The sequence below is a fragment of the Chryseolinea sp. T2 genome, assembly GCF_037203685.1.
GTDB lineage: Bacteria > Bacteroidota > Bacteroidia > Cytophagales > Cyclobacteriaceae > Chryseolinea.
In genome coordinates this window covers 262,910-285,988 of sequence record NZ_JBBCAU010000006.1, presented here as the reverse complement: position 1 = coordinate 285,988, position 23,079 = coordinate 262,910, and the positions used below count along the sequence as shown (strand labels likewise).

Here is a 23,079-nt window from a genome sequence, read left to right as displayed (position 1 = left end):
GAATGAAAGGAGCGTCGCGAATTACCACGATCAGGATTGCATCAACTAAAGCGTTGTTATTAACATGCCTGATAGTGTTCAATGTGGCGGGTACCGTTACAGCGCAGGATGAACGCACTATCCGGGCACTGAAAGCGGAGGCGGATGAATATTACGACGGAGAACAATTTCACCTTGCTACGGAACGATATCGTGAAATCTCCAACCTTAATGCAGGTAACGCAGACGTTGTATATCGGCTTGCAGAGTGTTATAGAAGGACTTTCAATTACCCGGAGGCAGAGGCCTACTACCTGAAGACGCAATACAGCGCCGCGTCGCAGTATCCTCTGGCGCTATACTATTACGCACTTATGTTGAAACTCAACGGAAGTTTCGACGAGTCAATTCAGTATTTCACTGCATTCATAGGTCAACATCAGGATCGCGACTACAGGGATTTTGTCGAGCAGGCCATCATTGACCGCTCAGGTTGCCAGTCTGCGAAAGAGGCGCTCTCCTCATCTGCCAGCACGTATCCGATGGTGTCGCTTCCATTCAATTCGAAATTCAACGACTTCGCACCTGCCGTTCGCGACAGTCTCAACCTGGTAATCACCAGTAGCCGAATTCTGTCCAATCGTCAGTCTATCGATGAACGATTCGGGGAAGGATTCACCGATAACTACTACTTCCAGAAGGCTGGAGGCGTTTGGTCCGACAAGACACGCCAGTTGTTTAGTGTAACGAATACCAGGTTCAATGATGGTAGCGGTTGCTTTAACAGCAAGGGTGATAAGTACTACATGACGGTTTGTGGTGTAGGCGGACCCGCTTGTCGCATTTATGTTTCGGAATGGAAGAATAACCACTGGAACGAGCCCGTATTGTTGAATGATAATGTAAATTTCAAGGAGTTCGAATCGAGGCAGCCGGCAATTTCAAAAGGCGGCGACTCGCTTGTGTTTGCGTCGAACAGACCAGGCGGAGCTGGCGGATTTGATCTTTGGCTTTGTGTGAATTCTGGTGCCGATAATTGGGGTCCCGCGATGAACATGGGTACCAACTACAATACAAAGCTCAATGAAGTATCCCCATCATTCACGACGTTTCCCAATATCCTGTTCTTTGCTTCTGATGGCCACGAAGGGCTGGGTGGTCTGGATCTATATATGGCGAAACGGTTATCGACAGGAGAGACAATCCTGTACAACCTTGGATTGCCATTTAACTCAAATCGCGACGATGCGTTCCTGAACATCGAAGAGCACACTTTATACTGGAGCAGTAATCGCACAGAAGGACTGGGCGGCTTTGATGTGATGGCAGTCAAAATTCCGTCGATAGCATCATTTGTTTCCCGAATGAGCCTGAAGAACCGTAACGCCCGTCGGGATATCATGCTGCAAAAGCGCGTGGAAACCACAGAAGTGGCAACACTTCAGGCATCGCGTCTGGATGAGCGCATCGACTACGACAAATTATCGTCGGAGAAGCAACGCATCGTTGATTTGCTTGTCGAGCAGTACGTGGCTGGTAAGAAACCGAGCGCTGCTGACTTCGGTGTTCAGTCCGGCGACTTTGATCAGTTGGAACGCGTGGCACGGATACGTTATGCGCAAATGTTGGCGGGTACCAGCGGTTTCCGGAAGGTCCCGGTTACCCGAGGTGCCGGGTCAATCATTACGGCTATGGTATCCGACTCTACGACGCATAATCCTCTTTCTGATGTGCGTGTAGTTCTTATGGATGAATACGGACAACTGCTGAAAATTACTCATGCCAACGCCGAAGGCAGGGTACGTTTCACCGGTGTCGCAGAAGGAGTATATCTTCTGCGTGCGGACCGTTCTTCCCCAACCGAACGACTGGCAAAGATATCAGACATCAGCGTTTCAAAACCGGAAGTCCTGGCAAGTACGTCACGCCTGGAGAACATCTACTTTGACTTTGACCATTACAAGCTAAGGGCTGAAGCCAAACGGGCCCTCGATCAACTGGCAGATTATCTTGTACGCACACCTGGGGCACAATTGGAGTTGTTTGCATTTGCCGACGACGTTGGAACAACTCAATACAATCTGAAGCTATCTCAAAAGCGAGGCGAGTCTGTGGCTGCATATCTCCGGTCAAAAGGAGTCGATCAGACGAGTATTGCTGTCGTGGCAAAGGGCAAGCAAAGTGTACAGGAAGCAAGTGCTGTCTGGCAACGTCAGTACAACAGACGTGTTGAGCTGAATATGAACGGCTCTACGGGTAGTTTTTCTGACGGCAGCCGGACAGGAATTCTAAAGAAGGCAACGGACCTGAAAACGCTTTCGCAACAACTAGGCGTATCGACCTCTATATTGCGCGACCTGAATGGAATTGCTGATGATGGAGCATTAAAGGCCTACCAACCGATACGGCTACCCGCGGAGGCAGCTTCAAAGACTGCAGATCTGGTAATCTATTAGGATGAATCGCTTGCGAACGATGACGATCATTTGCCGATTAAGATGAACCCACCCCAGGCAGAAGGATCGCTATATTTCTTCCTGACATCGCGCTGCGCGTTCGCGAGAGCTTCATGAATATTGGAAGTCGTCATCAGATAGGTGTAGAACTGTGTCATGAGCTCACGCGTGATGTTGTCATCAACCTTCCATAAACTGATCATTACGTTCTTTGCTCCTGCCTGGAGAAATGATCGCTGCAATCCGTACACTCCCTCGCCGATTTCGATGTTGCCAAGCCCAGTCTCACATGCAGACAACACAACGAGTGAGGTACCCGCCAGGTCGAGGTTGGTTACTTCATAGGCGGTAAGAATGCCATCATCGCTGAATTCCGTTGTTTCCTGCTGCAGGCTCTTGTTTGCTCCGGCGAGCATCAGCCCGTTGTTAAAGGCAAGGTCCTTTTGAAACTCATTTCCCGGATTGATGTTCCTGACAGTAAAGTATCCATGTGTTGCGACGTGTAGAATGTCCGTTGCGCGTACAGCTTTCAGGTTCTGCTCGCTTGCCTGGTCGTTCATTTTCACCATTGTACTCCAACCTTTTCCTTTCAGCAATCCATCGATACTCTGAACCTCAGCACGGGTGCCTGGCAGCGGAAGATAGCGAACAGCGTTTCTGGTTTTAGCAGTTGCTGTTGCCGTGCCGTCGAAACTTGGATCACCGAAAAGTACCGCACGCTTTCCCTGCAGCAATTTTGTTTGCTGTCCAACATATTGTGCAGGACTTAACAAGTAATGTATTTCATGCCGGTCTGCTATAAACAAATTGGAACCCGGCTCGCGAATGGTGTTCAGGTTGATCTGATGATAAACGCCATCCGACGAAAAGTATACCTTCTTTTTGTCCCGAAGTGCTGTTGAAATGTCTTTCCAATAGACATTATATGAAAGTTCATCGGCGACTACATAGGTTAGCGCGTTCCGGTAATAGCTAAGGTTTCGGCCCTCCATGTTCCTTCCATCTTTCATCAGCACAAGTTTTGGATTGGCTTTCGTTTCCTGTGTGGTGATCAAAGCAGCGTAATAAACACTGTCGGTGAAGCCGAACATGGCTCGCATTCCGCTTTCCGTCAGGAGACGACGCAAATCATACTTGCGGTAACGGACAATTTCCACGAGCGCTTCGTCACCGGGCATGTGGCTTTGAACATCAGACCAAGCTGCTTGCTTGTCCTGAAGATTTGAGGCGACCGTTTCACTTGTTTTAAGGCTGATATTTTTTTGCAACGCATCGATCTCCTGTTCAAGCTGGGCAGTCGAAACGGAAGACTGCGATAGTTCTCCCAATGACAGTTGATATAAATAACCAAGCTGCTCCCTCTTCTGCCGCAGTAGATTGGCCTGACGTGCGAGAACGGTGTCCCTTTTTTGCTCAATGATGTCGCTGCGATGACGCTGCGTGAAGAACCGCAGTGATTTCAGAGTAACCTGGTTATTGAACACCTGAGTAAGTAATTCTGGATTTCGCGTGGAGGCGCGGAAGGCAATTGAATTGAAACGCTCAAAATCTTCCTTCATTCGTCGGTAAAATTGTACCTGCTCGCTTTCACTAAGATTGGGGAAAATGTACTTCACCTGGCGTAGCGCTAATTCCGACGCCTGCGAGAACAGAGGAAGAGCCTTGTTCTGCTCTCCCAATTCCCAGTATACAACGGCAAGGTTACCCGCAATGTCCGAAAGCTGCACCGAGGTCGGACCATATACCTTCTTGCGGATATTATATGCTTTCTCATAAAGCGTGGAAGCCTCTTTGAACTGGCCAAGCGTCGTCAGCAATACGGCCTGGTTATTCATGATCGTCGCAGCGAGGTCAGTTTCTGTCAGCTGATGTTTGTTCACAAGAAGCAAGGCCTTGTCAAATTGCTGTTTTGCTTTTGCAGCTTCGTGATTGGCGCGATATGCTGTACCAAGATTGTTGAGTACAGTCAGATATCCTGGGTTCGACTCGGAAACCGTTGTCACCATCTGTTGCTCGACCTGTTGATACTGAGCAATCGCTTCTTTTGTTTGGCCAAGACCCAAATGAATGCCCGCTATGTTGCTCTGGATCGTCAGCGAGTTTGCAGACTTGATCCCATAAACTTTTTGACAAAGGGGAAGTGCCTGCTGATAGTAGACAAGTGCTTTCTCGCGCAGCCCTAGTTTTTCATACAGTGAGGCCAGGTTATTTAACACTCCGATGAGCATGGCATCATCTACAGGCTTCCTGGAATTTAATTGACGCTGAGCATCGAGTAATTCTTTTTCGGCCTGATTCAGGTTGCCTGTTTCGAGATGATTAAGAGCTGTTTCCTGTAACCAGTGAAGGCGGAGGGCGTCCGCGCTGGTAACCAGCGGTCGCATCGCCTCAAGTACATGCATTGCCTCATTGTGACGACCGTCCTTACGTAAGAGACGGGCGCGTGTGATTTGCCATTCAGCACTGGTAGTCTGAACTCCAAACCTCTTATCGTTAAGTAATGCCAGTGCAGCGGCCGGCGTGTCAGTAGACTCGTAGAGTGCCGAAATTCCTTTTAAGGCTGGAACCACCAGTTCTTGCGCCGTGGTGGCATCGTTCAATACTTTGAGATATAGTTCCTCAGCCTCTTTGTAGTGTTGCTGCTCGAAATGGATGGAGGCGAGGTTAAGATAAGCTCGCTGCAAATCCGCAGCCTGTGGATCACCACCTTCGGACGCAATGGTTATTACCTTAGCAAGTGACTTCTCAGCATTTTTGTAGTCGCCAATTTTAGCATAGGCGAGACCCAGGTCGTTCAGTATTGTGAGATAGTTCTCATCATAGATACCAAGGTCGTACAGGGCTGCCTTTTCAGCCTTTACCAGGAATGGTATAGTTTTCGCCCACTGGTTTCCCCAGTAACGTTGCGCGCTATCGTATTGAACCTTCCAATCAGGAGTTTGCGCGTGCAGGACAGTGGCGGATATCCACAAAAAAACGACGAGACATCTTGTCATGCGAAGCTTAAAAAATGAGCACCCTGAAAACAACAAATTTAAGCATCAGTCCTCTCATGTCAGCACCGCTGGTGACACCATTATGTAGTCGGCAGTTTTTTGGTTTTTTTAATCGTTCAAATGCGGTAAATTATCAATGACTTTCCCCTCTGGTAAGCCCATTCTTTCAGCTGACCGCAGACATGATAAATATTATTCGAAAAAAGGCTAAACGGAAAGCACATCGGCTGGCATTGGTTGCAGTCTTGCTGTGCTGCCAGACACTTGCTTTTGGCGCCGACGTGCCTGCATCCACTCCTTTCTGGCTGTGGTCACTCCTGGGGCGATTACATCCAATGATCGTTCATTTCCCCATAAGCCTCATTCTGGTGGTGTTTCTCCTCGAAGCATTGCAGTGGGTGCGCAAAACTCTGGACATGCGCGCGGCGATAAGAGTTCTGCTTGTAGTGTCGGTGTTGTCGTCCATCGCAGCCGTTGTGTTCGGATTGCTTCTCGCGAATACAGAAACATATGGAAGCGATATTCTTCCTGTCCATCAATGGGCCGGTATTGCTACGATGATCCTTGCAATTGCCTGTTGGTGGGCGAGCCGTTCCTCGTCTGTTCAAGTATTCAGAACGTTGTTGATTCTTACCGTGGTATCGGTGATGGTAGCAGGTCACTATGGCGCTTCACTCACACACGGCGAGGACTATCTCAGTGGAGCCTTTCATCAGGAGGAGCCGGAGTCTGACGAACAGACCATGGCAATAGTTGCTACCTCCGGACCACTGAATGATGCTCAGGTGCAGGAACTCAATCTGCAGGTACGCACTATACTGGCACATGAATGCTTCAATTGCCACGGTCAGGCTAAGGTAAAGGGAGAACTTAGACTAGATACGAAGGACCACCTGTTCAAAGGCGGAAAGCATGGAGCGGTCGTCGTTCCCGGGAAACCTTCGGATAGCGAATTGATCAGGCGTGTAAAGCTTCCCCGCAATCACAAGGATGCGATGCCTGAAAAGGGGGATGGCTTATCTGCCGCACAGATTAAGCTCCTCGAGTTCTGGATTGAGAAAGGGGCACCATGGCCTGATGGACCATTGAAAAGTATTTACCGCGTTGCCGCGCTGGAGCCACGTATGCCTGATATTCCAGCCGTTGCAGGTAACAGAACAGCTCCCGTCGATCGCTTCGTTGATGCTTACTTCGCAAAAAACAGTATTGCCTGGCCGGCAATTGTAGATGATCACACTTACATTCGCCGTGTCTATCTCGATGCCGTTGGTTTGATCCCACCTGCAGACTCAATCGATGCCTTTGTAAAAGATTCACGTAAGGACAAGCGCGAGCGACTGGTGAAGTCACTCTTAAGCCGAAATGATGACTACGCCCGTCATTGGCTCACCTTCTGGAATGATGCACTCAGGAACGACTACTCAGGAACCGGCTATATCACCGGTGGCCGGTCGGACATCACGGCATGGCTATACACATCTCTTAAGGAAAACAAACCATATGATCAGTTTGTACGACAACTGATCAGTCCGTCGAAGAAATCGAAGGGATTTATTGAAGGGATCAAGTGGCGGGGTACGGTGAATGCAAGTCAACGCACTGAAATGCAGGCAGCACAAAATGTTTCGCAGGTATTCCTGGGTCTCAACCTGAAATGTGCCTCCTGTCACGACAGTTTCATCAGTGATTGGAAACTGGATGACGCATATGCATTTGCAAACATCTTTGCAGATACCACCCTCGAAATCAATCGATGTGATAAGCCTACTGGAAAATTTGCGGCCCGCAGGGTGATCTTTAAGGAGCTGGGCGAGATCAACGCGGAGGCCGTGACTTCGGAGAGATTGAAGCAGCTCGCAGATTTTCTTGTACAACCTAAAGACGGGCGCCTGGCCCGTACGTTGGTTAACCGCATGTGGGCACAACTCATGGGCCGCGGCCTTGTTGAACCCGTCGACGTTATGGACAACGAACCCTGGAGTCAGGACTTGCTCGACTGGCTGGCCAGCGACTTCGTTGCCACAGGCTATGATCTTCGCCAGCTATTGCAGAAGATCATGACGTCGGAAACGTATCAGCTTCCAACTGTACCGCTAGGCGGAGAATCTCTTCTCACAGCACAGGATTTTGTATTTAAAGGAATGGTTAAACGCCGTCTTACCGCAGAGCAGTTTTCCGATGCGGTAAGCAGCACGGTTGCTGCCATCTACCCGGACACGCTTGTTATGAAAAAATTATTGCCTGCATCTGCCTTTAGTGACGCTTTATACGCACGCGCGTCACTCGTTAAGAACGATCCATTCCTCACGGCACTTGGACGACCCAATCGCGAAACAGTTTCAACGAGCAGGAGCTCGCAGGCAAATCTGTTACAGGCACTTGAACTGACGAATGGTGAACAGTATAATGCGGCCATAAAACGCGGCGCGACCGAATGGCGAAATAAGTACGCTGATCCGGGAGAGATGGTCAATCAGCTATATCGCAACATGCTTGGTCGCATGCCTGACGATGCCGAACGAAAAGTTGCAAAGGAAGCGTTGGGCAACAGGCCAAGCGTGGAACAGATACAGGATCTGATTTGGGCAATGACGCTGCATCCGGAATTTCAGATTATCAACTAGATAGAAATTAAGAATTAAGAATTAAGAATTAAGAATTAAGAATTAAGAATGGGGCTCAGTGCGTTAGAAAAAAGTATGGAGAAGAAGAAATGGCAAATTAAACATGTTATTGCATTCTCTGGGAATGCTAAATCGACAACCAGGGTCGTGGATGGCAGCCAGCCGCAAGGCTGACAGCAAATTCTTAATTCTTAACTCTTAATTCTTAATTGAAAGGAGTGTATATGAAACTATCAAATATCAACCGCAGAGACTTTCTTCGTCGTTCCACTTCGGCGACGCTTGCCGCCTGGGCCATGGGGGCTCCGATCGCAAGTATGTTGAATGGTTGCAAAATCGGCGCCCCTCGTGCGTCTGCCGATACCGTTATACTCCTCTGGATGGCTGGTGGCATGGCTCATACGGAGACATTTGATCCAAAGCGATTCACCGCCTACGAGAAGGGTATGGAAGGCAATCGCGTACTAAGTACGTTCCGGTCACTCCCCACAGCGCTCGATGGCATCTCATTCTCTGAAGGTCTCCAGTCCATTGGTAAGATTATGGACAAGGGAACACTTATTCGTTCTTATGTGGCTGCAGACCTCGGACATATTTTGCATTCGCGTCATCAATACCACTGGCACACTTGTTATGAGCCGCCGCAGACCGTAGCGGCCCCACACATCGGTTCATGGATTGCCAAGGAACTGGGACCAAAAAATCCCGTGATACCGGCATTCATTGACATCGGTCAGCGATTTTCTGTCGGCGAGGCCGAAGAACTCAAAGCATTCCACACGGCTGGATTTCTTGGTAATGAGTTTGGACCTTTTTTTATTCCCGATCCGAGTCAGGGACTTGAGAGCGTGCGTCCTCCTGTTGGCATGGATAACAAGCGGTTTGAAGGACGTAACAAACTCTACAACGAGCTGATCAGTAAGAGTCCCGTGGCCGATGTTGCCAGCGACTATCAAAGGGAATCGTTGCGCCGGTCAATGGAGCAGGCTTATCGGCTTCTCAATTCTCCCGAAGCAAAAGCATTCGACTTAAGTCAGGAGCCAAAAGAAGTATACGACATATATAACACAGGACGGTTTGGCCTTGGTTGCCTCATGGCACGGCGCCTCACCGAGCAGGGTGCACGATTTATTAGCGTAACAACTGAATATGAACCGTTCATGGGCTTCGACACGCACGAGAATGGTCATACTCGCATGGAGGGCATGAAGAAGATGATCGACGCTCCTGTGGCGCAACTTATTAAGGAGCTGGATGAACGGGGACTGTTAGACCGAACGTTGGTTATCCTCGCCAGCGAGTTCAGCCGCGACATGATGGTGGAAGGCCGGCCGGACCTCAAGGTGCTGGAGCAGGTTAAACAGCCCGATATCCTCAACGATATGAAATTTTATGGAATGCATCGGCACTTCACTGATGGCTGTTCGATCCTGATGTTTGGCGGTGGAATACAACGCGGTTATGCATACGGCAAGACGGCTGATGAGCGCCCCTGCAAGACCATTGAAAAACCGATCAGGATTGATCAGGTTCACCAAACGATTTACCACGCACTGGGAGTTCCTCCTGAGACATCGTATGAAATTGAAGAGCGTCCGTTCTACACGACACCAGACGGAAAAGGTGAGGCAGTGATGGAGTTGCTGGGCAAGAGCTAACTCCTCCCTTTCAATGCCGTACTGAGGTTGCTTCGATTCAGGTTCAGAGCCTGGACGCCACACAGTGCAACGATCACTACCACGCAATAGCCGATTGGATACAGCGGATCTGCCCATGAAAATTTTGTTGCATAAACAAACGTTCTCAATAACTCCTTCAGCAGAATGTAAGCAAGGGGACCAGCGAACATTAATGCCAGCAACATTTCTTTGAGCAGATCAAGCGCAAGAATGCGCGTAACATCTATTGTCCCTGCGCCAAACAAATGATGCATGGCAATCGTCTTCAGTTTGTCACGAACGAGGCTTACTGAGAGTCCATAGATAGCGCACCCTGCCAGTAGTGCGGAGATCAGAGTGAGTATGTCAGATAACGCATTTAACTTGTCCTGGTAGCTTAGCCACGATTCAAAGTGTGGATTGAGAAAATGCGCGCCGCCACGGGAACCCTTTGCTGCCATCCGCCGCTCGATCCATTGAATGGTGCTACGGATATCTACTTCCAGCAATCGAAAGCATAACCAGTTGTAGTTACCGTTGGGTGCCAGTCTTATCTTGACAGGCTGCTCCGGCATATTGAATGCACTGCTAAGGTCTTTGGTCAATCCGATGACATTCTTATCAATGTTTTTCATGTTCATCATGGCCATTTGATTTACAACAGTAGCCGAGTCGTTGTCAGTCGGCTTAAACCACCGCCCCTTCTGCATTTCGAACTGAAAGAAGTCGATGAAGTTGTAGTCGACCTGAAGCAAAAAAATATCCGAATTCGCCTCCTTGCTTTTCAATTGACCCGGGAGCTGTGAAACGGCCATAGCATCAACAATGTTCGGATTTCGTTCAGGCCAGCCTCCCTTTATTCTATAAATGGCGCTGTCTGAAATATTAACAGGGCATGCGATGTAAACAACCTGATCGTTATTTTGTCCGGGCTCCTTCACAAGCGAATAATCGATTTGCCTCCTGACCACCAGCGACGATACAATGAGAAAAATGCTTACACCAAACTGAATGATTGAAATGGTTTGTTTGAATTTTGGAAAGGTGACGGTGTCACTGCTCAGCAGGCGAGTCGGTGAAGCACGAACAAATCGAATGATGATCAGTAAGGGTGAGACCACCACAGCGGAAATCATCATCAGTTCAATACCCAGAAACGCGGGATGTACGACCGTCATCATATGCAGGACATCGATATCAAGAAGTCCGCTGATATAGCGCCTCAATGCGAATACAATGATCACAGCAAGAAGCAGTGATAAACCCGTGAGAGTGACCGATTCATAGAGAAATTGAAACAACAGCTGACGTTGGCTGGTACCCGCAAGTTTCTTCACTGCGATCTCCTTTGCACGGTAGGGCAATGTGATGGTGGATAAGTTAACGAAGGTACATAGCGCGAGCAGGAAGATCAGTGAGACGATACAAATGAGAATGACCATGCTGTACATGTCCCCGTGGCGTGCCTCCTCGAAAACGACACGTGGTCCGAAGTAGATCTTCTTAACAGGCTGAATCAGGTATTCAATGTTGCCATTGCTGATTTTTGGCAATGATTTTTGGGTGATATTGTCTGGTGATAATCGCCCGTAAACATTGCTTTGATGGTGATCATAGTTCAGTACCGCAATAGCCGATGAGTCGTAGTGAATAAAGAAATCAAAGTCTGCATGCGTGTTGGTTGGCAAGTCATTGAATACGGCAACAACTAAGACGCTCACTGTGTCGCCGAATGTTGTCAACCGGATCGTCTCGCCTATTGGTGACTTATTGCCGAAATATTGCGTTGATCTCCTCCTGGAGATGATTGCCACATCATTTTTCTGATTGATAAACTTGTTGATATCCCCTGCTACACCTTCAAGAGAAAGGACTTCAATAATAGCAGGGTCGACAGTATGGATCTGCTGGTGATTAAAAGTTGCGGCAGATGAAAGGATGTTTAGTTCATTGAGTGCTTTCACCCGGGAGACAGTGGCATTTTGCAAGGCATTACGAACCTGAACCAATGCACGGCCATCTATAGCTGCCGACAACCTATTGCCGGAGTAATCCTTGTCGGTGTTGCGGGCAAGGATTCTGAATACGTTATCGGCGTCTTTATAGTGCGTGTCGTATTCAAATTCGTGAAGTGCAAAAAGTGCCACCAGTATTCCGGTGGCAAAAGCGATCGTAAGCGATACAACTTTGAGTATATAGACATCAGTGTTGCGCGAAGCGATTCGGACGAATAATCTTGATTGCAGCAACATTGACGAGGCTTAACTGATGAACACCTGAAGAACGTCCTCTCGCGTGGAAACCGGCAGTGTCGTTCGCGTGTATCTGAATCGTTAAAGCAATTTCGTGCCAGTGATAAAAGTGTCGTTTACAGAGGGAAAATCGAGGGTAGTTATCCCACAGCCGAACAAGCGCGTGCGGAAGTGGACGAACCAGGCCAGTTCACCAGGTGCAACCTAGTGTCCTGAGGCGGCGTCGTAGATAATACGACCTCCGACAATGGTCTTGCTGATGTTGATGTTTTCATCAAACACCACCACATCTGCATCCATGCCCTTTGATAGTGCTCCCTTTGTTGGAACATTCATGATTCGTGCCGGTGTCGCGGTGATCATAGTGATAGCATCTGCCAACGATACACCTGCTTGCCGGATCATTGTTCTCACCAGCCTGTCAGCGGTAGCAACACTGCCTGCAAATGAACTGCGATCGGGAAGTTTTGCAACTTCATCTTCAACGATAACGGGGAGCCCGTGAATGCGACTCCCCAGCATACTGGGACCAGGTGGCAAGCCCGCGGCGCGCATTGCATCCGTGATCAGCGCTGTCCGGGAAGGGCCTTTGATCTTTATAATTAGCTTTAGCAACGGAGCAGGCAAATGCACGCCGTCCGCGATGATCTCCACATCCATATCGTCAATGATAAACGCACTTTCGATCATGCCGGCATAACGGAAGGCATTGCGTCGCGTAACTCCGGACATGCCGCTGTAAAGATGCGTGGCCAGTGTGTAACCATGATCAAACGCCTCGATGACGTCCTCGTAAATCGCATCGGTGTGTGCCGCCGCAGGCAATACGTTATGAGCCAGCATGAAATCGCCAAACGGAAGTGCACCCTTTAGTTCAGGGGCTGCGCTCCATCGCCGGATGAATGGCGCTTTTCTGATAACGGCTTCATATTCGGCTGGATCAGGATCGCGGATATAACGGGGGTCCTGGGCGCCGCGCTGGGCCATGGCAAAGTAAGGGCCTTCAAGGTGCATCCCTATAAAACACGATCCATTGTCGTTTATTTTCAAAGACTGCTCATAGGCATTCAGAGTGGCATCAAGTTCGTCAGGACTAGCGGATAGCGTTGTAGGAAGCATCGCAGTAGTTCCATGGCGTGCGTGAAGGTTCGCGATAGCCAGAAAAGCTTCTACTGTTCCATCCATAAAGTCATGACCTGCTCCGCCATGAACATGGATGTCAATGAAACCTGGTGATACATATCGTTGCCCGGCATCAATTACCAGTGCTTCACTAAATGGTTCATCGCGCTCTCCGGTGCCGACAATCTTTCCATTCTCGATGAGCAGATATCCGTGTTCAATCTTTCCCGAGGGAAGGATCCGTTTTCCATTAGTGATCTTCAATCGTTGGCTCATGGCAGTTACGATATTATGCCCTCGACGACCAACGACGTAAACGATGTCCGTGGAAAGCGTAATACATCAGATAAAGATAACAGGGAAGCAGGACGATATAGGCACGGTTCACATCGTAAAGGTCGGCCATATAGCCATAGAACAAAGGAACAATCGCATTTCCGCAAAGGCCCATAATCATGACCGATGCACCTACTTTAGTGAACCGTCCGAGTCCGTCCAGTGCCAGGGGCCAGATGCCCGCCCATACGAGAGAGTTAGCAAGTCCGAGCAGTACAACGAACCATATCGATGCGTCGGTCTGATGACCGAACAAATTCACCGGGCCATGTATCATCAGGATGGCAATTGAAAACAACAGGCCAAGCGTTGTACAGGTTCGCAGTGCGTTTCGCTGACTGATGAATCTTGGAATCAATGCAATTCCAAGCATGTAACCCAGGATCGTTACAGCCAACGTATAAGATGGAAATGTTTTTGCCTCCAGCAAGTCAATTCCCATTGAAGTAGCATATCCGATGATCGTATCAATCGCGATCACCTGTGTTCCTACGTGCAGGAAGATGGCAAGGGCACCGAGCACAAGATGTGGAAATTGCATGATACTATGCTTTGAAGCATTTGCCTCGGCAACGGCGGAGCTTTCATGTTCGGTATTGATCTCAGGAAGAACTGAAAATCGGATCATGAGACCCAAAAGGAATAATGCCGCTCCAACGCAGGCGTAGGGGACAATGACCCGGCGTATGAATTCGTCCAGCGCAGCATCTTTTTCCGCTGCACTCATTGTCGCGAGGTTCTTAAATAATTCAGTGTCGGTTGCTTTCAGGATCACAGCAGCAAACAGAATTGGAGCGAGAATGCCGGCGCCTTTGTTGCAGATGCCCATGATGCTGATCCTCTGGGCAGCGCGATCCTGCGGTCCCAGCACAGTGATGTATGGATTCGCGGCAGTTTGCAAAATTGCCAACCCGATGCCTAATGTAAACAGTCCGAGAAGGAATATTGCATACATACGCAGTTGCGCAGCTGGAATGAATGTAAACGCCCCAAGCGCCATGATCCAGAAGCCGATCATCATTCCTTTCTTAAAGCCAACCCTCTTTAGCAGGTAAGCCGCCGGCAGAGCCATTATGAAATAGGATATGTAAAAGGCAAATGTTACAAGATAAGATTGAAAATTCGTGAGCTCGCAGGCAATCTTGAAGTAGGGGATAAGGATGGCATTCACCCACGACACAAAGCCGAAAATGAAAAACAATACTGCAATGATGAGAATGGATATCGTTGTGTCACGCCTCGACAACGACGAGACTTCAATCATGGGTGCTGCAGTCTTTACCTTGTTCATGAATTGCGTTGTAGCTGTGAGGCCGAAGCCTTGTCGAGGTAGATTGTACAGTTGGGATGTCGCTGAAGTATGCTGGCCGGATGCCGGTTGCTAACCGATTTGTCAAGACATTCGTGTACAGCTTTTGCCTTGCGTCCATCAGGCACTGAACAAATGATATTGCGCGACTTCATGATCTGTCGGATCGACATGCTGATGGCCTGCCGTGGAACTTCGTCCAACGACTTGAACCATCCTTCGCCATACTGCTGTGCCACACACTGATCGTCAAGCTGAACAACAATGTAGGGCTGCGGTATGTCAAAATCTGCGGGTGGGTCATTGAAGGCGAGGTGTCCATTTTCACCGATGCCGACCAACGCTACGTCTATCGGATGAGCAGCAATCATCATCCCCAGGCGTTCACACTCAGCAACGGCATCTCCTTCACCATCGATCAGATGGGCTGCACGTAAAGGGGGAACCTTTTCAAGGAATCTCTCGCGAAGATATTTCCGAAAGCTCGCTGGATGCTGATCGGAAAGTCCGATGTATTCATCAAGGTGAAACATGATCACTTTGTCCCAGGCAATGTCCTTGTCAGACATCAGCTCGCGCAACGTCTCAAACTGGCTGGTTCCTGTTGCCAGTATAATATGGGCCCGGCCACTTTTTGCTATTGCCTCTTTGATGAGGCGAGCGGCCTCCTTTCCGGCAGTATCGCCAAGTGCAGCAGGGTCAGGGTGTATCAGTATGTTCATAAACCAGTGGGCTTGGAAAAAGGCTATAGACGGACGCGCGTAGTTCCGCCCTTTAGCAACTGTACGTCTACGGGCGCATTACTTTTCCATGCGCCACGCGTAAAATCAGGAACATCGACCGACGCCGAACGATTAGCCACCGACTTTTCGCTCAACGGAGCAACTGCGCTCCAGGCGGCAGCGTCATAAACATCCATATCAACAGGAAGGCCATTACGCAAACAGTCAATGAGGCGCCAGTCCATCAGAAAGTCCATGCCACCATGACCTCCGATCTGCTTGGCCATCTCGCCAACTTTGGTAACGATCGGCGGCGCGTACTTCGCCTCCAGTTCCTTGAATTCTTCGTCGGTTACCCAACCTTCATGACCTTTTGAGATGCGTGGAGGCTCTGGATATTTGAGTGCCGTTCCTTTCGTGCCACTCACCAGGTGAATCCGCGAATAGGGACGCGGTGATGTCACGTCGTGCTGAACCATCATCGTCTTTCCATTCACGGTACGTATAGTGGTTGTATTCATGTTTCCGCGGAAAGACTTGCCTTCGTATTGTTTGTAGAACGAATCTGTGGCCGCAAGTTCTTTGGCTTTAGCACCCATCATGAAGTCGTTTGTAGAAACCGAAACGAGGTAGTCCATGCGGTCACCACGGTTCACATTTAACGCCTGGGCTATAGGACCAAGGCCGTGAGTAGGGTAGAGACTACCGTTGCGCAGGTTCTCCTTCAATCTCCACATATCGTAGTACTGCGTCTTGGAGAAATTGGCATCGAGCAACGCATGAATGTACGCTCCCTCTACATGTACGATCTCTCCAAAATATCCTTGTCGCGCCATGTTCAGCGTAAGCAGTTCAAAGAAGTCATAGCAACAGTTTTCGAGAATAACGCAATGCTTTTTCGTTTTCTCCGAGGTATTCACCATCTGCCAGCATTCGTCAATAGTTACCGCAGCAGGGACTTCAACAGCGGCATGCTTGCCGTGCTCCATGGCAAATACAGCCATCGGAGCATGGAGCTTCCAGGGCGTAGCGATGTAAATCAAATCGATGTCTTTCCGGTCGCAAACCTTCTTCCATTCTTCTGCACCGCCAGAATAGAGATCCGGTTTGTGAGGCGTCTTCTCCAGCAACTTCCTGGCGGCCTCAGCTTTCTCAGGGCGTATATCGCACAATGCCTTAATCTCAACACCGTCAATCTTGCTGATACGCTCCACTGCACCCGGACCGCGATTGCCGAGTCCGATGAAACCAATGCGTACGGTTTCAATCTTAGGCGCGGCATACCCACTCATGTTAAAAGCCTGGCCCTGTGGCGTGTGCTTTGTGCCTTTTGGTGATGCAATGGTTGCCTCTCCGGCCATTGTCATGCCGGCAATGGTGGAGATTTTAATGAAGTCCCTTCGATTAGTTTTCATTGGGTTAAGATAAGTGGAGATGACTTCTGAAAGTTAATCTTTATATGATCGGTACAATCGGTCAGGAAGAACAAAAGAGAAATGTGTTTGTGTGTTTTCTTATTTGAGCCACTTGTCGAACCATGCAAAAGCTTCCTGCTGCATCGCCTTGTCGAACTTGTGAGGACCTGGATAATAGGAACACTTGTATTTGTCTGAAGCTTTGGCCTTGGCATATACCTCACCAATGATGGCATCTGCACGCTTCATTTCATCAAGTGTGTAGAGAGGATCTTCGTTGTCGTTCAGCACCATCGTAGGTAATGGCGCACGAAGCGCGAGAATCTCAGGGAAGTCAAGCTCACGGGGAGTCATTGGAGTATAAGTCATCCACGTGTGCGTATAAGATTTGTTCAGGAGAAAATCTTTCCAGGTGGTCATGAAGCCAACGCAGATGGCACACTTGATGCGGTCCTCCAAACCTCCCATGTATACGGTGCGCATACCACCACCCGAGAGACCTGCACAGCCTATGCGATTCGCGTCCACATCTTTGCGGGCGCGCAACACATCGAGCGCTTTCTGGTCTTCTGCAAAATACACTGCAGGCCAGCTGGTGCCGGCACAGAAAAGTGACTTGGCCATGATGTGCTCATGTTGCCCAGCCCAGGCGTTGTACTTCTTAATGTTCTCCGGATTTTCCGGGTCATCATCATTAAGACCGTTCCTCAGGCGTTCGGGAACATCTGCAAGTAACACACGTCTGCTGCCAAATGGAAAGGCATCAGGTACCAGAACGGCATAGCCGCGCTTAGCCACCTCGTTGGCCCAGGCAGTTCCTTCATATGATTCCCTTTGATGATCGATGATAAATTGTGGCGGATTATCTGTCGTGCGCGTGATCTTTCGATAGCCGAGATATTTGTTGCCTGCGTGATCGTGAAGACCAAGGATTGCCGGTAGAGGCCCTTTTGCATCCGCAGGTTTTAGAAATATGCCGGCAGTTGGTGGACCATAGGGCAACTGCCATCGGAGTTCTTCTACGTGAAGTCCATCGTAGCTGTATTGCTTAACCACGGTTACTGACGGCGTACTCCCGATGTCGGTAATACCCATGCGCGCCTGCAGTGCCTTTCGCGCCATTGGACGCCAGGCGTCAATGGATTTGTATTGACTGTTTCTGAAAGAAAGACTGGGTAGCTTATCTCCCATGATACCTGCTGCCCATGGGCCATATGCCCCAATCACACTGATACCTCCGGCTGTCTGAGTCGTAGCCTCAGGTGAAAATCCCAGATCATTAACCATTAGGTTTGCAAAAGGGTCAGCGTCATGATGCATATCCCGTACGACATTATTTCCTTTAAACTTTTCCGATGAATCAGAGGCAACGCTATTGCTAAGCGCACCAAGCGAAAGTCCGGTAGCACCGGCCGCTTTTAGAAAGTTTCTTCGATTCTTTTTTATCATCTGTGTGAACCTGTTTTCTGAAGTTATAGCTGAAAAGAAATCCTGTTGCTGTATTAATGTTTTTCACGCTTGTCAACCTGGATCCGAACCCTGCCCCAATGCACAGTCCGTTTAATGGGCATGTATTCCTTCGTCTCGAAATTTCCTAGCAATTCCAACTCTGTGCCCGAAGGGCAATTATCATCCACCTTAGCAACACTGGCGAGAGTAAAGCCATCTGGCCATTTAGCGGGGACCATGATATCAAATTCCTCCTCCTGTTCGTGCCTGATAAATTTGGAATCGGCGTAAAGTTTGAGGGGATGGCCGTCAACATAAACTACAATACGCTCGCCTGCCTGAACAATCCCGTCACCGTTCCCATCGCCCCGCGCTTTGGTACTATCATTAATCGACCGGTTATCGTCGATCTCTACGGTAGTAAATTCGGGAACATCAAACATTACCGGAATGACAAGCTCACTATGCCTTGTCACGTTACCCGTAGTCAATGCAACGTGAAGCTTTACAAAAGGCGGAGCGGCATCTGCCGGAGGCTTCATGGAGCAGCGTATGCTGATGGCGTTGGATTTTGATATTCTGATTCCCTTCGACATCTTAATTCCAGGACCGGAAATCCTCAATGTGCTGTCAGGCGATGTGACAACTATCTTATAGTCGCCTTTGAGCCGGACTACGGCCTGATCAAACAATAGTAGCTGCAACTGATTATCTCCCGGACTAAGGAAACGCTGACCATTTTTCATCTCATAATCATAGGCCACTGCGCCGGCATGTTCATTGTCTTCGGGCGCTGAGATGCCTACCTCATAATCACCATCAAACACTAGCGCAAGCCGACCGTTACTGTCAGCCGAACCGTTCGATTGGGAGACCTTTCCTGTTTTCCTATTTACTTTGACGATGTTCAACCTGGCGTTGGGTGGATAGACTGGCGCGGTTGTAAGTTGTATCTCAACGGAATCGAGTGGCGGTCCGTCCGGTAGCCACTTCCTGGTCGCAATACCAAAGCCGCCCGGGCTAACATGCTTCAGATACGTAAACCCTGCGCGCTTTTTATTGGTCTTCACCTCATATCCGTAAATGGAAAATTCGTGGTAAAGATCGTAGTGCGACCATTCTGCAGGTGTAACAAAAGGTTCTTCAAATGCCTTGGCCACGAACGACATTGCTCTCTCAAACACGCGCGTTTCACCAGGCAGGTCAACAACGTGTCCTCCTTCAAACTGCCAGTATTCAAACGAAACTTTTCCGTCCCACGCCGCACCTTCAGCCACTTCCGTATTCAGATAAGTAAGCTCATCCGCTGTACTGTTATGAAAGCGCAGTTTCACCTCCCGCAAATTTTCGAACGCATAGCGCAGGGGATATAACGTGTGATTTTGCGGATATCCAACAAAGAATTCAGGACTTCCGGTCATACCCACCGCTGCTCTTACCATTTCAGGATACTTCCCCGCAAGAAAGTACGACATGAAACCACCCATCGAAAAGCCTATAATTCCCCGGTGCTGCTTGTCGGCTATTGTACGATAGGTTGAATCGATATGATGCGCAAGCTCCGGAAAGTAGTCTTTCATTTGCTCCTGGTAACGGACATCGTTATGACTGCCTATATTGTAAGGACGTGGTTCTTTTTCATCAACATTGCCATCCCACATCACAAGCATTACCTTGTATTTGTCAACGAGCCTTTGCAGAGAATCATAAGCGAGTTTCGCGTTGTCATCACTCTTGTAGCGGCCGCCCCAGCCATGAAAGAAGTAAATAACGGGGAACCGTGTCGTGTTGTCTTGCTGGTAGCTGCCGGGAAGATAAAGACGATAATATTTCCGGTGTCCGAAAGTCTTACTGAAGTGCGTCACATCCTGATATGGATGATGGTCCTCCGGCGAGCTGCAGGAAGTTAGAAACGTGCAGCATGCCAGTACAAACAGGATAGTGCGCATTGCGCTTGAGAATAGCAAACTGCAAAGCCATTTAGCGCGATCAGAATGTTTGGTGTGCGACACACTGGCTACTGGCATGATATTCTTTAGTAGTGATTCGGGTGGTATTGGTCAATATCAGAAATTTGTGCCAAATCCGGAAGCTGACAAATGGTTTCGGCCTCTTTTGTATCCTGACTGGAGAGCCGTTCTGCTATAGTAGTTTTACATTTTACATTTGATATTCTGCATTTTGCGGTTACGAACCCATTGTAAGCCGTAAATTCGGAACGCTTTATTCACTCAACAGTACAGTGCCTTCAGTGTCAAACATCAACCCATTCACCCTGACCATTCATATGGTCTCTAGCCTCGATGGCATCATTGCAAAACCTGATAACAGCGTGTCATGGTTTGAAACAACCGACGACTATGAAAAGGGCATTGTTGGCCAGGATGGGACAGATGTGCTGAAATCAATTGACTGCTATGTAATGGGTGCGCGCACTTATGAGCATGCGCTTGAGCTATCCAGGTCGTATGGATGGGCCTACGGTGATACACCAACCATTGTGCTCACACATCGTAACCTTCCTATATACGGTCCAACGATTGAAATGTATTCGGGAGATATTCGCGCATTTGTTAATGAACGACTCACACCCCGGTACAGGAATGTCTGGCTGGTCGGTGGTGCTATGCTTTCGAGGGAATTTATTCGGCTTGGACTTGCAGATGAGATCCGTCTTACTATTCTTCCTATCATACTTGGCAATGGCTTACTGTTTTTGGATCAGGTGGGCAGGGAGCAGGAGCTTCACGTTAAGGAAGTGACACCGTACAAGAATGGTATGATCGAGCTTTGGTATGGAGTAGGAAAGCGCCAGGTCACAAATAGGCAATAAACCTTCCGCAGCTGATCACCGATAACCAAAGTGTTATCGATATCAGTGCAGCTGCTCTGGCTGCCATTGGCGTTTGAGAATGAGACCAGCGATCCGCAGATCGGAAAGTAAACTGGTGAAAGAGTCCGGCATTGATAAGCGCAGTCAGGATCAGGACTAGCTTTAATCCGAATACCCAGTTGTGACTCAGGGCCTCCGCCTCTGACATAAACAAAAGAAATCCTGTCGGCGCTACTACTAACAAGCTCCATCGCGACCACGGCAACACGTAGTCAGCTACATCTTTCACAGAAATCTTCTTCGCGACACCAAGCAACCGAAGGTCGAAAAGAAATGCGCTGCCCACGAGTACGATAAACCCGATAATGTGAGCGGTTTCAATTATCGGAAACAACCATGGCGAGTCGCGAATAGAAATGGCCAGGGCGGTGTTCCCCAGCCATTCAAATACATTTAACTGCTGCATGCTAACGCAACTCGACGGTCTTGTCTTTTACTGTTATCCGTTCTGCCCTCATCTCGTCCTTTATTTTGATATGCGGATATCCTACAACGGTAACGGTACTGCCGACTTTAAGCATGTCTTTCGTTAGCCCACGACTCTCCATTCTCGACGGTGGTGCGAGTACCACTGTCCATTTCTTTCCTTCCGTCTCCAGCTTTATCATACCATGTGGATTCTCATAACCCATCTCCAGGATCTTTCCTGTAAATTTCAAAGTCTTGGTTTGATCATAGCTACTCCAGCCGTGATGCAGGGGAGCAAAAGAAAAAAGCAAAAGAACAACACAAACCAGAGCAACGACTTTTCCATTTTGATTCAGAGCATTTCGTGTCATGTTATTGTAATTTTGATTGTGATGATTACCTGTGTATTCAAAAAAGGCGACGAGTACACCTTGTTAAAGGTGATCGACAATCAAGTTAGGTCAATTATTCAAGGGACACAAACGTTCCGCTTAGCATCCGCCATCTCTGTATTTGCTGTCTATTTGTATCTGTCATCAGATTTGTACGGGATATTGAAGATGCGCCAGGTAAAAAAGGCAAAGGAGACGTCAATTACGCTGGCAGATGATGATGTGTTTAACGGATTGGTTATCGGCAAAACGAAGGAAGTGTTGTTCACGCTGAAGGGTGACAAAGTAACAGCCATGCCACTTTCATCGCTTAAGTCGTTCGACGTTAACTGATGCAGCTATGTCTCTCTCCTGATGATAAGCGACTTGTCAACGCTGTCTGATTTTGAAATGTCAATTCACCGTATTATCATCAGCCCTATTATAGATTTTAACCAGGTACTGACGAACGTCTGTTTTGCAGTCAACACCGTATACCCATACCGTTGAACAGAAAAACAGTTTGCATGGTGCGTATTTGTTTTTCGGAACGAGTGAGTGTCACTTTGGTCTAAGGAACAGTCGTTAGCAAGCGCATAGCATCGAATGAAGTTGTGCCTGCGTCCTGAGTATGAACAAGTACAAACACCTATCTCATGAATACAACACATCCCAACTTAGCGTTGATCAATCAATTCTTCCAGGCCTATGCTTCGAACGATCCTGAAGGCATAAGAAATGTACTGGCCGAGGATATCAAATGGCACATTCCGGGTAATCATCCGTTGAGTGGAACAAAGAAGGGAGTCGATGAGGTGCTCGGGTACTTCAAACAATTATCCAGGGGCGCGTTTCAGGCTGCGCCTATCGTCATGGGCGTGAATGATAATTTCGTAATCGACTGTCACCGAAACTGGAGCAACATTGACAATGGCGAGAACCTTAATAACATGTCGTGCCTGCTGTGGAAGATCGAGAACAACAGGATTGTCGAGGTGTACAATTTTCCTGAAGATCAGCACAAAGTGGATGCTTTCTTTTCGGCCCACTATTGAAAAAATGCTATCTTAGTATAGCCCAATCACTCAT

The 23,079-nt window shown here is 48.6% G+C and carries 16 protein-coding genes; 6 read left to right on the top strand and 10 right to left on the bottom strand.

Annotated elements, in window-relative coordinates:
• The first annotated feature begins 2 nt into the window (after positions 1 to 2).
• Complete coding sequence (locus WBG78_RS20110; protein WP_337328272.1) at positions 3 to 2,435, top strand: OmpA family protein; 2,433 nt, start codon at positions 3 to 5, stop codon at positions 2,433 to 2,435.
• Positions 2,436 to 2,461: 26 nt separating this feature from the next.
• On the opposite strand, the gene WBG78_RS20105 is transcribed toward WBG78_RS20110, so the two are convergent.
• A complete protein-coding gene (locus WBG78_RS20105; RefSeq protein ID WP_337328271.1) occupies positions 2,462 to 5,431 on the bottom strand; it encodes a CHAT domain-containing tetratricopeptide repeat protein in 2,970 nt (989 codons plus the stop codon).
• Between the two features lie 335 nt (positions 5,432 to 5,766).
• Here WBG78_RS20105 and WBG78_RS20100 point away from each other — a divergent pair, with 335 nt between their 5' ends.
• Entirely contained in the window at positions 5,767 to 8,055 is a 2,289-nt protein-coding gene (locus WBG78_RS20100; protein WP_337328476.1) for a PSD1 and planctomycete cytochrome C domain-containing protein, read from the top strand.
• A gap of 224 nt (positions 8,056 to 8,279) precedes the next feature.
• Positions 8,280 to 9,713 (top strand): DUF1501 domain-containing protein, encoded by a 1,434-nt coding sequence (locus WBG78_RS20095; protein WP_337328270.1) that lies wholly within the window; start codon positions 8,280 to 8,282, stop codon positions 9,711 to 9,713.
• Here the strand turns inward: WBG78_RS20095 and WBG78_RS20090 are convergent.
• From WBG78_RS20090 to WBG78_RS20060, 7 genes are all read right to left on the bottom strand, one after another.
• Positions 9,710 to 11,965: an ABC transporter permease gene (locus tag WBG78_RS20090; protein WP_337328269.1), complete on the bottom strand. Its 2,256-nt coding sequence runs from the start codon at positions 11,963 to 11,965 to the stop codon at positions 9,710 to 9,712. The genes WBG78_RS20095 and WBG78_RS20090 overlap by 4 nt on opposite strands.
• 204 nt (positions 11,966 to 12,169) lie before the next feature.
• Positions 12,170 to 13,363 carry an N-acetylglucosamine-6-phosphate deacetylase gene (nagA, locus tag WBG78_RS20085; RefSeq protein ID WP_337328268.1) on the bottom strand — a complete coding sequence of 398 codons (1,194 nt, stop codon included), beginning with the start codon at positions 13,361 to 13,363 and terminating at the stop codon, positions 12,170 to 12,172.
• A 13-nt stretch (positions 13,364 to 13,376) separates the two neighbouring features.
• On the bottom strand, positions 13,377 to 14,714 hold the full coding sequence (locus WBG78_RS20080) for a sugar MFS transporter (RefSeq protein WP_337328267.1): 1,338 nt from the start codon (positions 14,712 to 14,714) through the stop codon (positions 13,377 to 13,379).
• Positions 14,711 to 15,454, bottom strand: a complete 744-nt coding sequence (locus WBG78_RS20075; RefSeq protein ID WP_337328266.1) for a glucosamine-6-phosphate deaminase — start codon at positions 15,452 to 15,454, stop codon at positions 14,711 to 14,713. Before WBG78_RS20075 ends, WBG78_RS20080 begins: the two co-directional genes overlap by 4 nt.
• Before the next feature lie 23 nt (positions 15,455 to 15,477).
• The gene (locus tag WBG78_RS20070) at positions 15,478 to 16,869 is read right to left on the bottom strand and encodes a Gfo/Idh/MocA family protein (protein ID WP_337328265.1); all 1,392 of its coding nucleotides are present in this window, start codon (positions 16,867 to 16,869) and stop codon (positions 15,478 to 15,480) included.
• Between the two features lie 99 nt (positions 16,870 to 16,968).
• Positions 16,969 to 18,318 (bottom strand): alpha/beta hydrolase family protein, encoded by a 1,350-nt coding sequence (locus tag WBG78_RS20065; protein WP_337328264.1) that lies wholly within the window; start codon positions 18,316 to 18,318, stop codon positions 16,969 to 16,971.
• 53 nt (positions 18,319 to 18,371) lie between these two features.
• On the bottom strand, positions 18,372 to 20,267 hold the full coding sequence (locus tag WBG78_RS20060; protein ID WP_337328263.1) for an alpha/beta hydrolase: 1,896 nt from the start codon (positions 20,265 to 20,267) through the stop codon (positions 18,372 to 18,374).
• A gap of 302 nt (positions 20,268 to 20,569) precedes the next feature.
• Here WBG78_RS20060 and WBG78_RS20055 point away from each other — a divergent pair, with 302 nt between their 5' ends.
• Entirely contained in the window at positions 20,570 to 21,151 is a 582-nt protein-coding gene (locus tag WBG78_RS20055) for a dihydrofolate reductase family protein (RefSeq protein ID WP_337328262.1), read from the top strand.
• Here the strand turns inward: WBG78_RS20055 and WBG78_RS20050 are convergent.
• Together WBG78_RS20050 and WBG78_RS20045 are read right to left on the bottom strand one after the other, a co-directional pair.
• On the bottom strand, positions 21,135 to 21,617 hold the full coding sequence (locus WBG78_RS20050) for a DUF6644 family protein (RefSeq protein WP_337328261.1): 483 nt from the start codon (positions 21,615 to 21,617) through the stop codon (positions 21,135 to 21,137). The two genes, WBG78_RS20055 and WBG78_RS20050, sit on opposite strands and share 17 nt — an antisense overlap.
• A gap of 1 nt (position 21,618) precedes the next feature.
• The gene (locus WBG78_RS20045) at positions 21,619 to 21,990 is read right to left on the bottom strand and encodes a DUF6152 family protein (RefSeq protein WP_337328260.1); all 372 of its coding nucleotides are present in this window, start codon (positions 21,988 to 21,990) and stop codon (positions 21,619 to 21,621) included.
• A 21-nt stretch (positions 21,991 to 22,011) separates the two neighbouring features.
• On the opposite strand from WBG78_RS20045, the gene WBG78_RS20040 reads away from it, so the two are divergent.
• Both WBG78_RS20040 and WBG78_RS20035 read left to right on the top strand, forming a co-directional pair.
• The gene (locus WBG78_RS20040) at positions 22,012 to 22,344 is read left to right on the top strand and encodes a hypothetical protein (protein ID WP_337328259.1); all 333 of its coding nucleotides are present in this window, start codon (positions 22,012 to 22,014) and stop codon (positions 22,342 to 22,344) included.
• 302 nt (positions 22,345 to 22,646) lie between these two features.
• Positions 22,647 to 23,045 carry a nuclear transport factor 2 family protein gene (locus tag WBG78_RS20035; protein WP_337328258.1) on the top strand — a complete coding sequence of 133 codons (399 nt, stop codon included), beginning with the start codon at positions 22,647 to 22,649 and terminating at the stop codon, positions 23,043 to 23,045.
• The last annotated feature ends 34 nt before the right edge of the window (positions 23,046 to 23,079 follow it).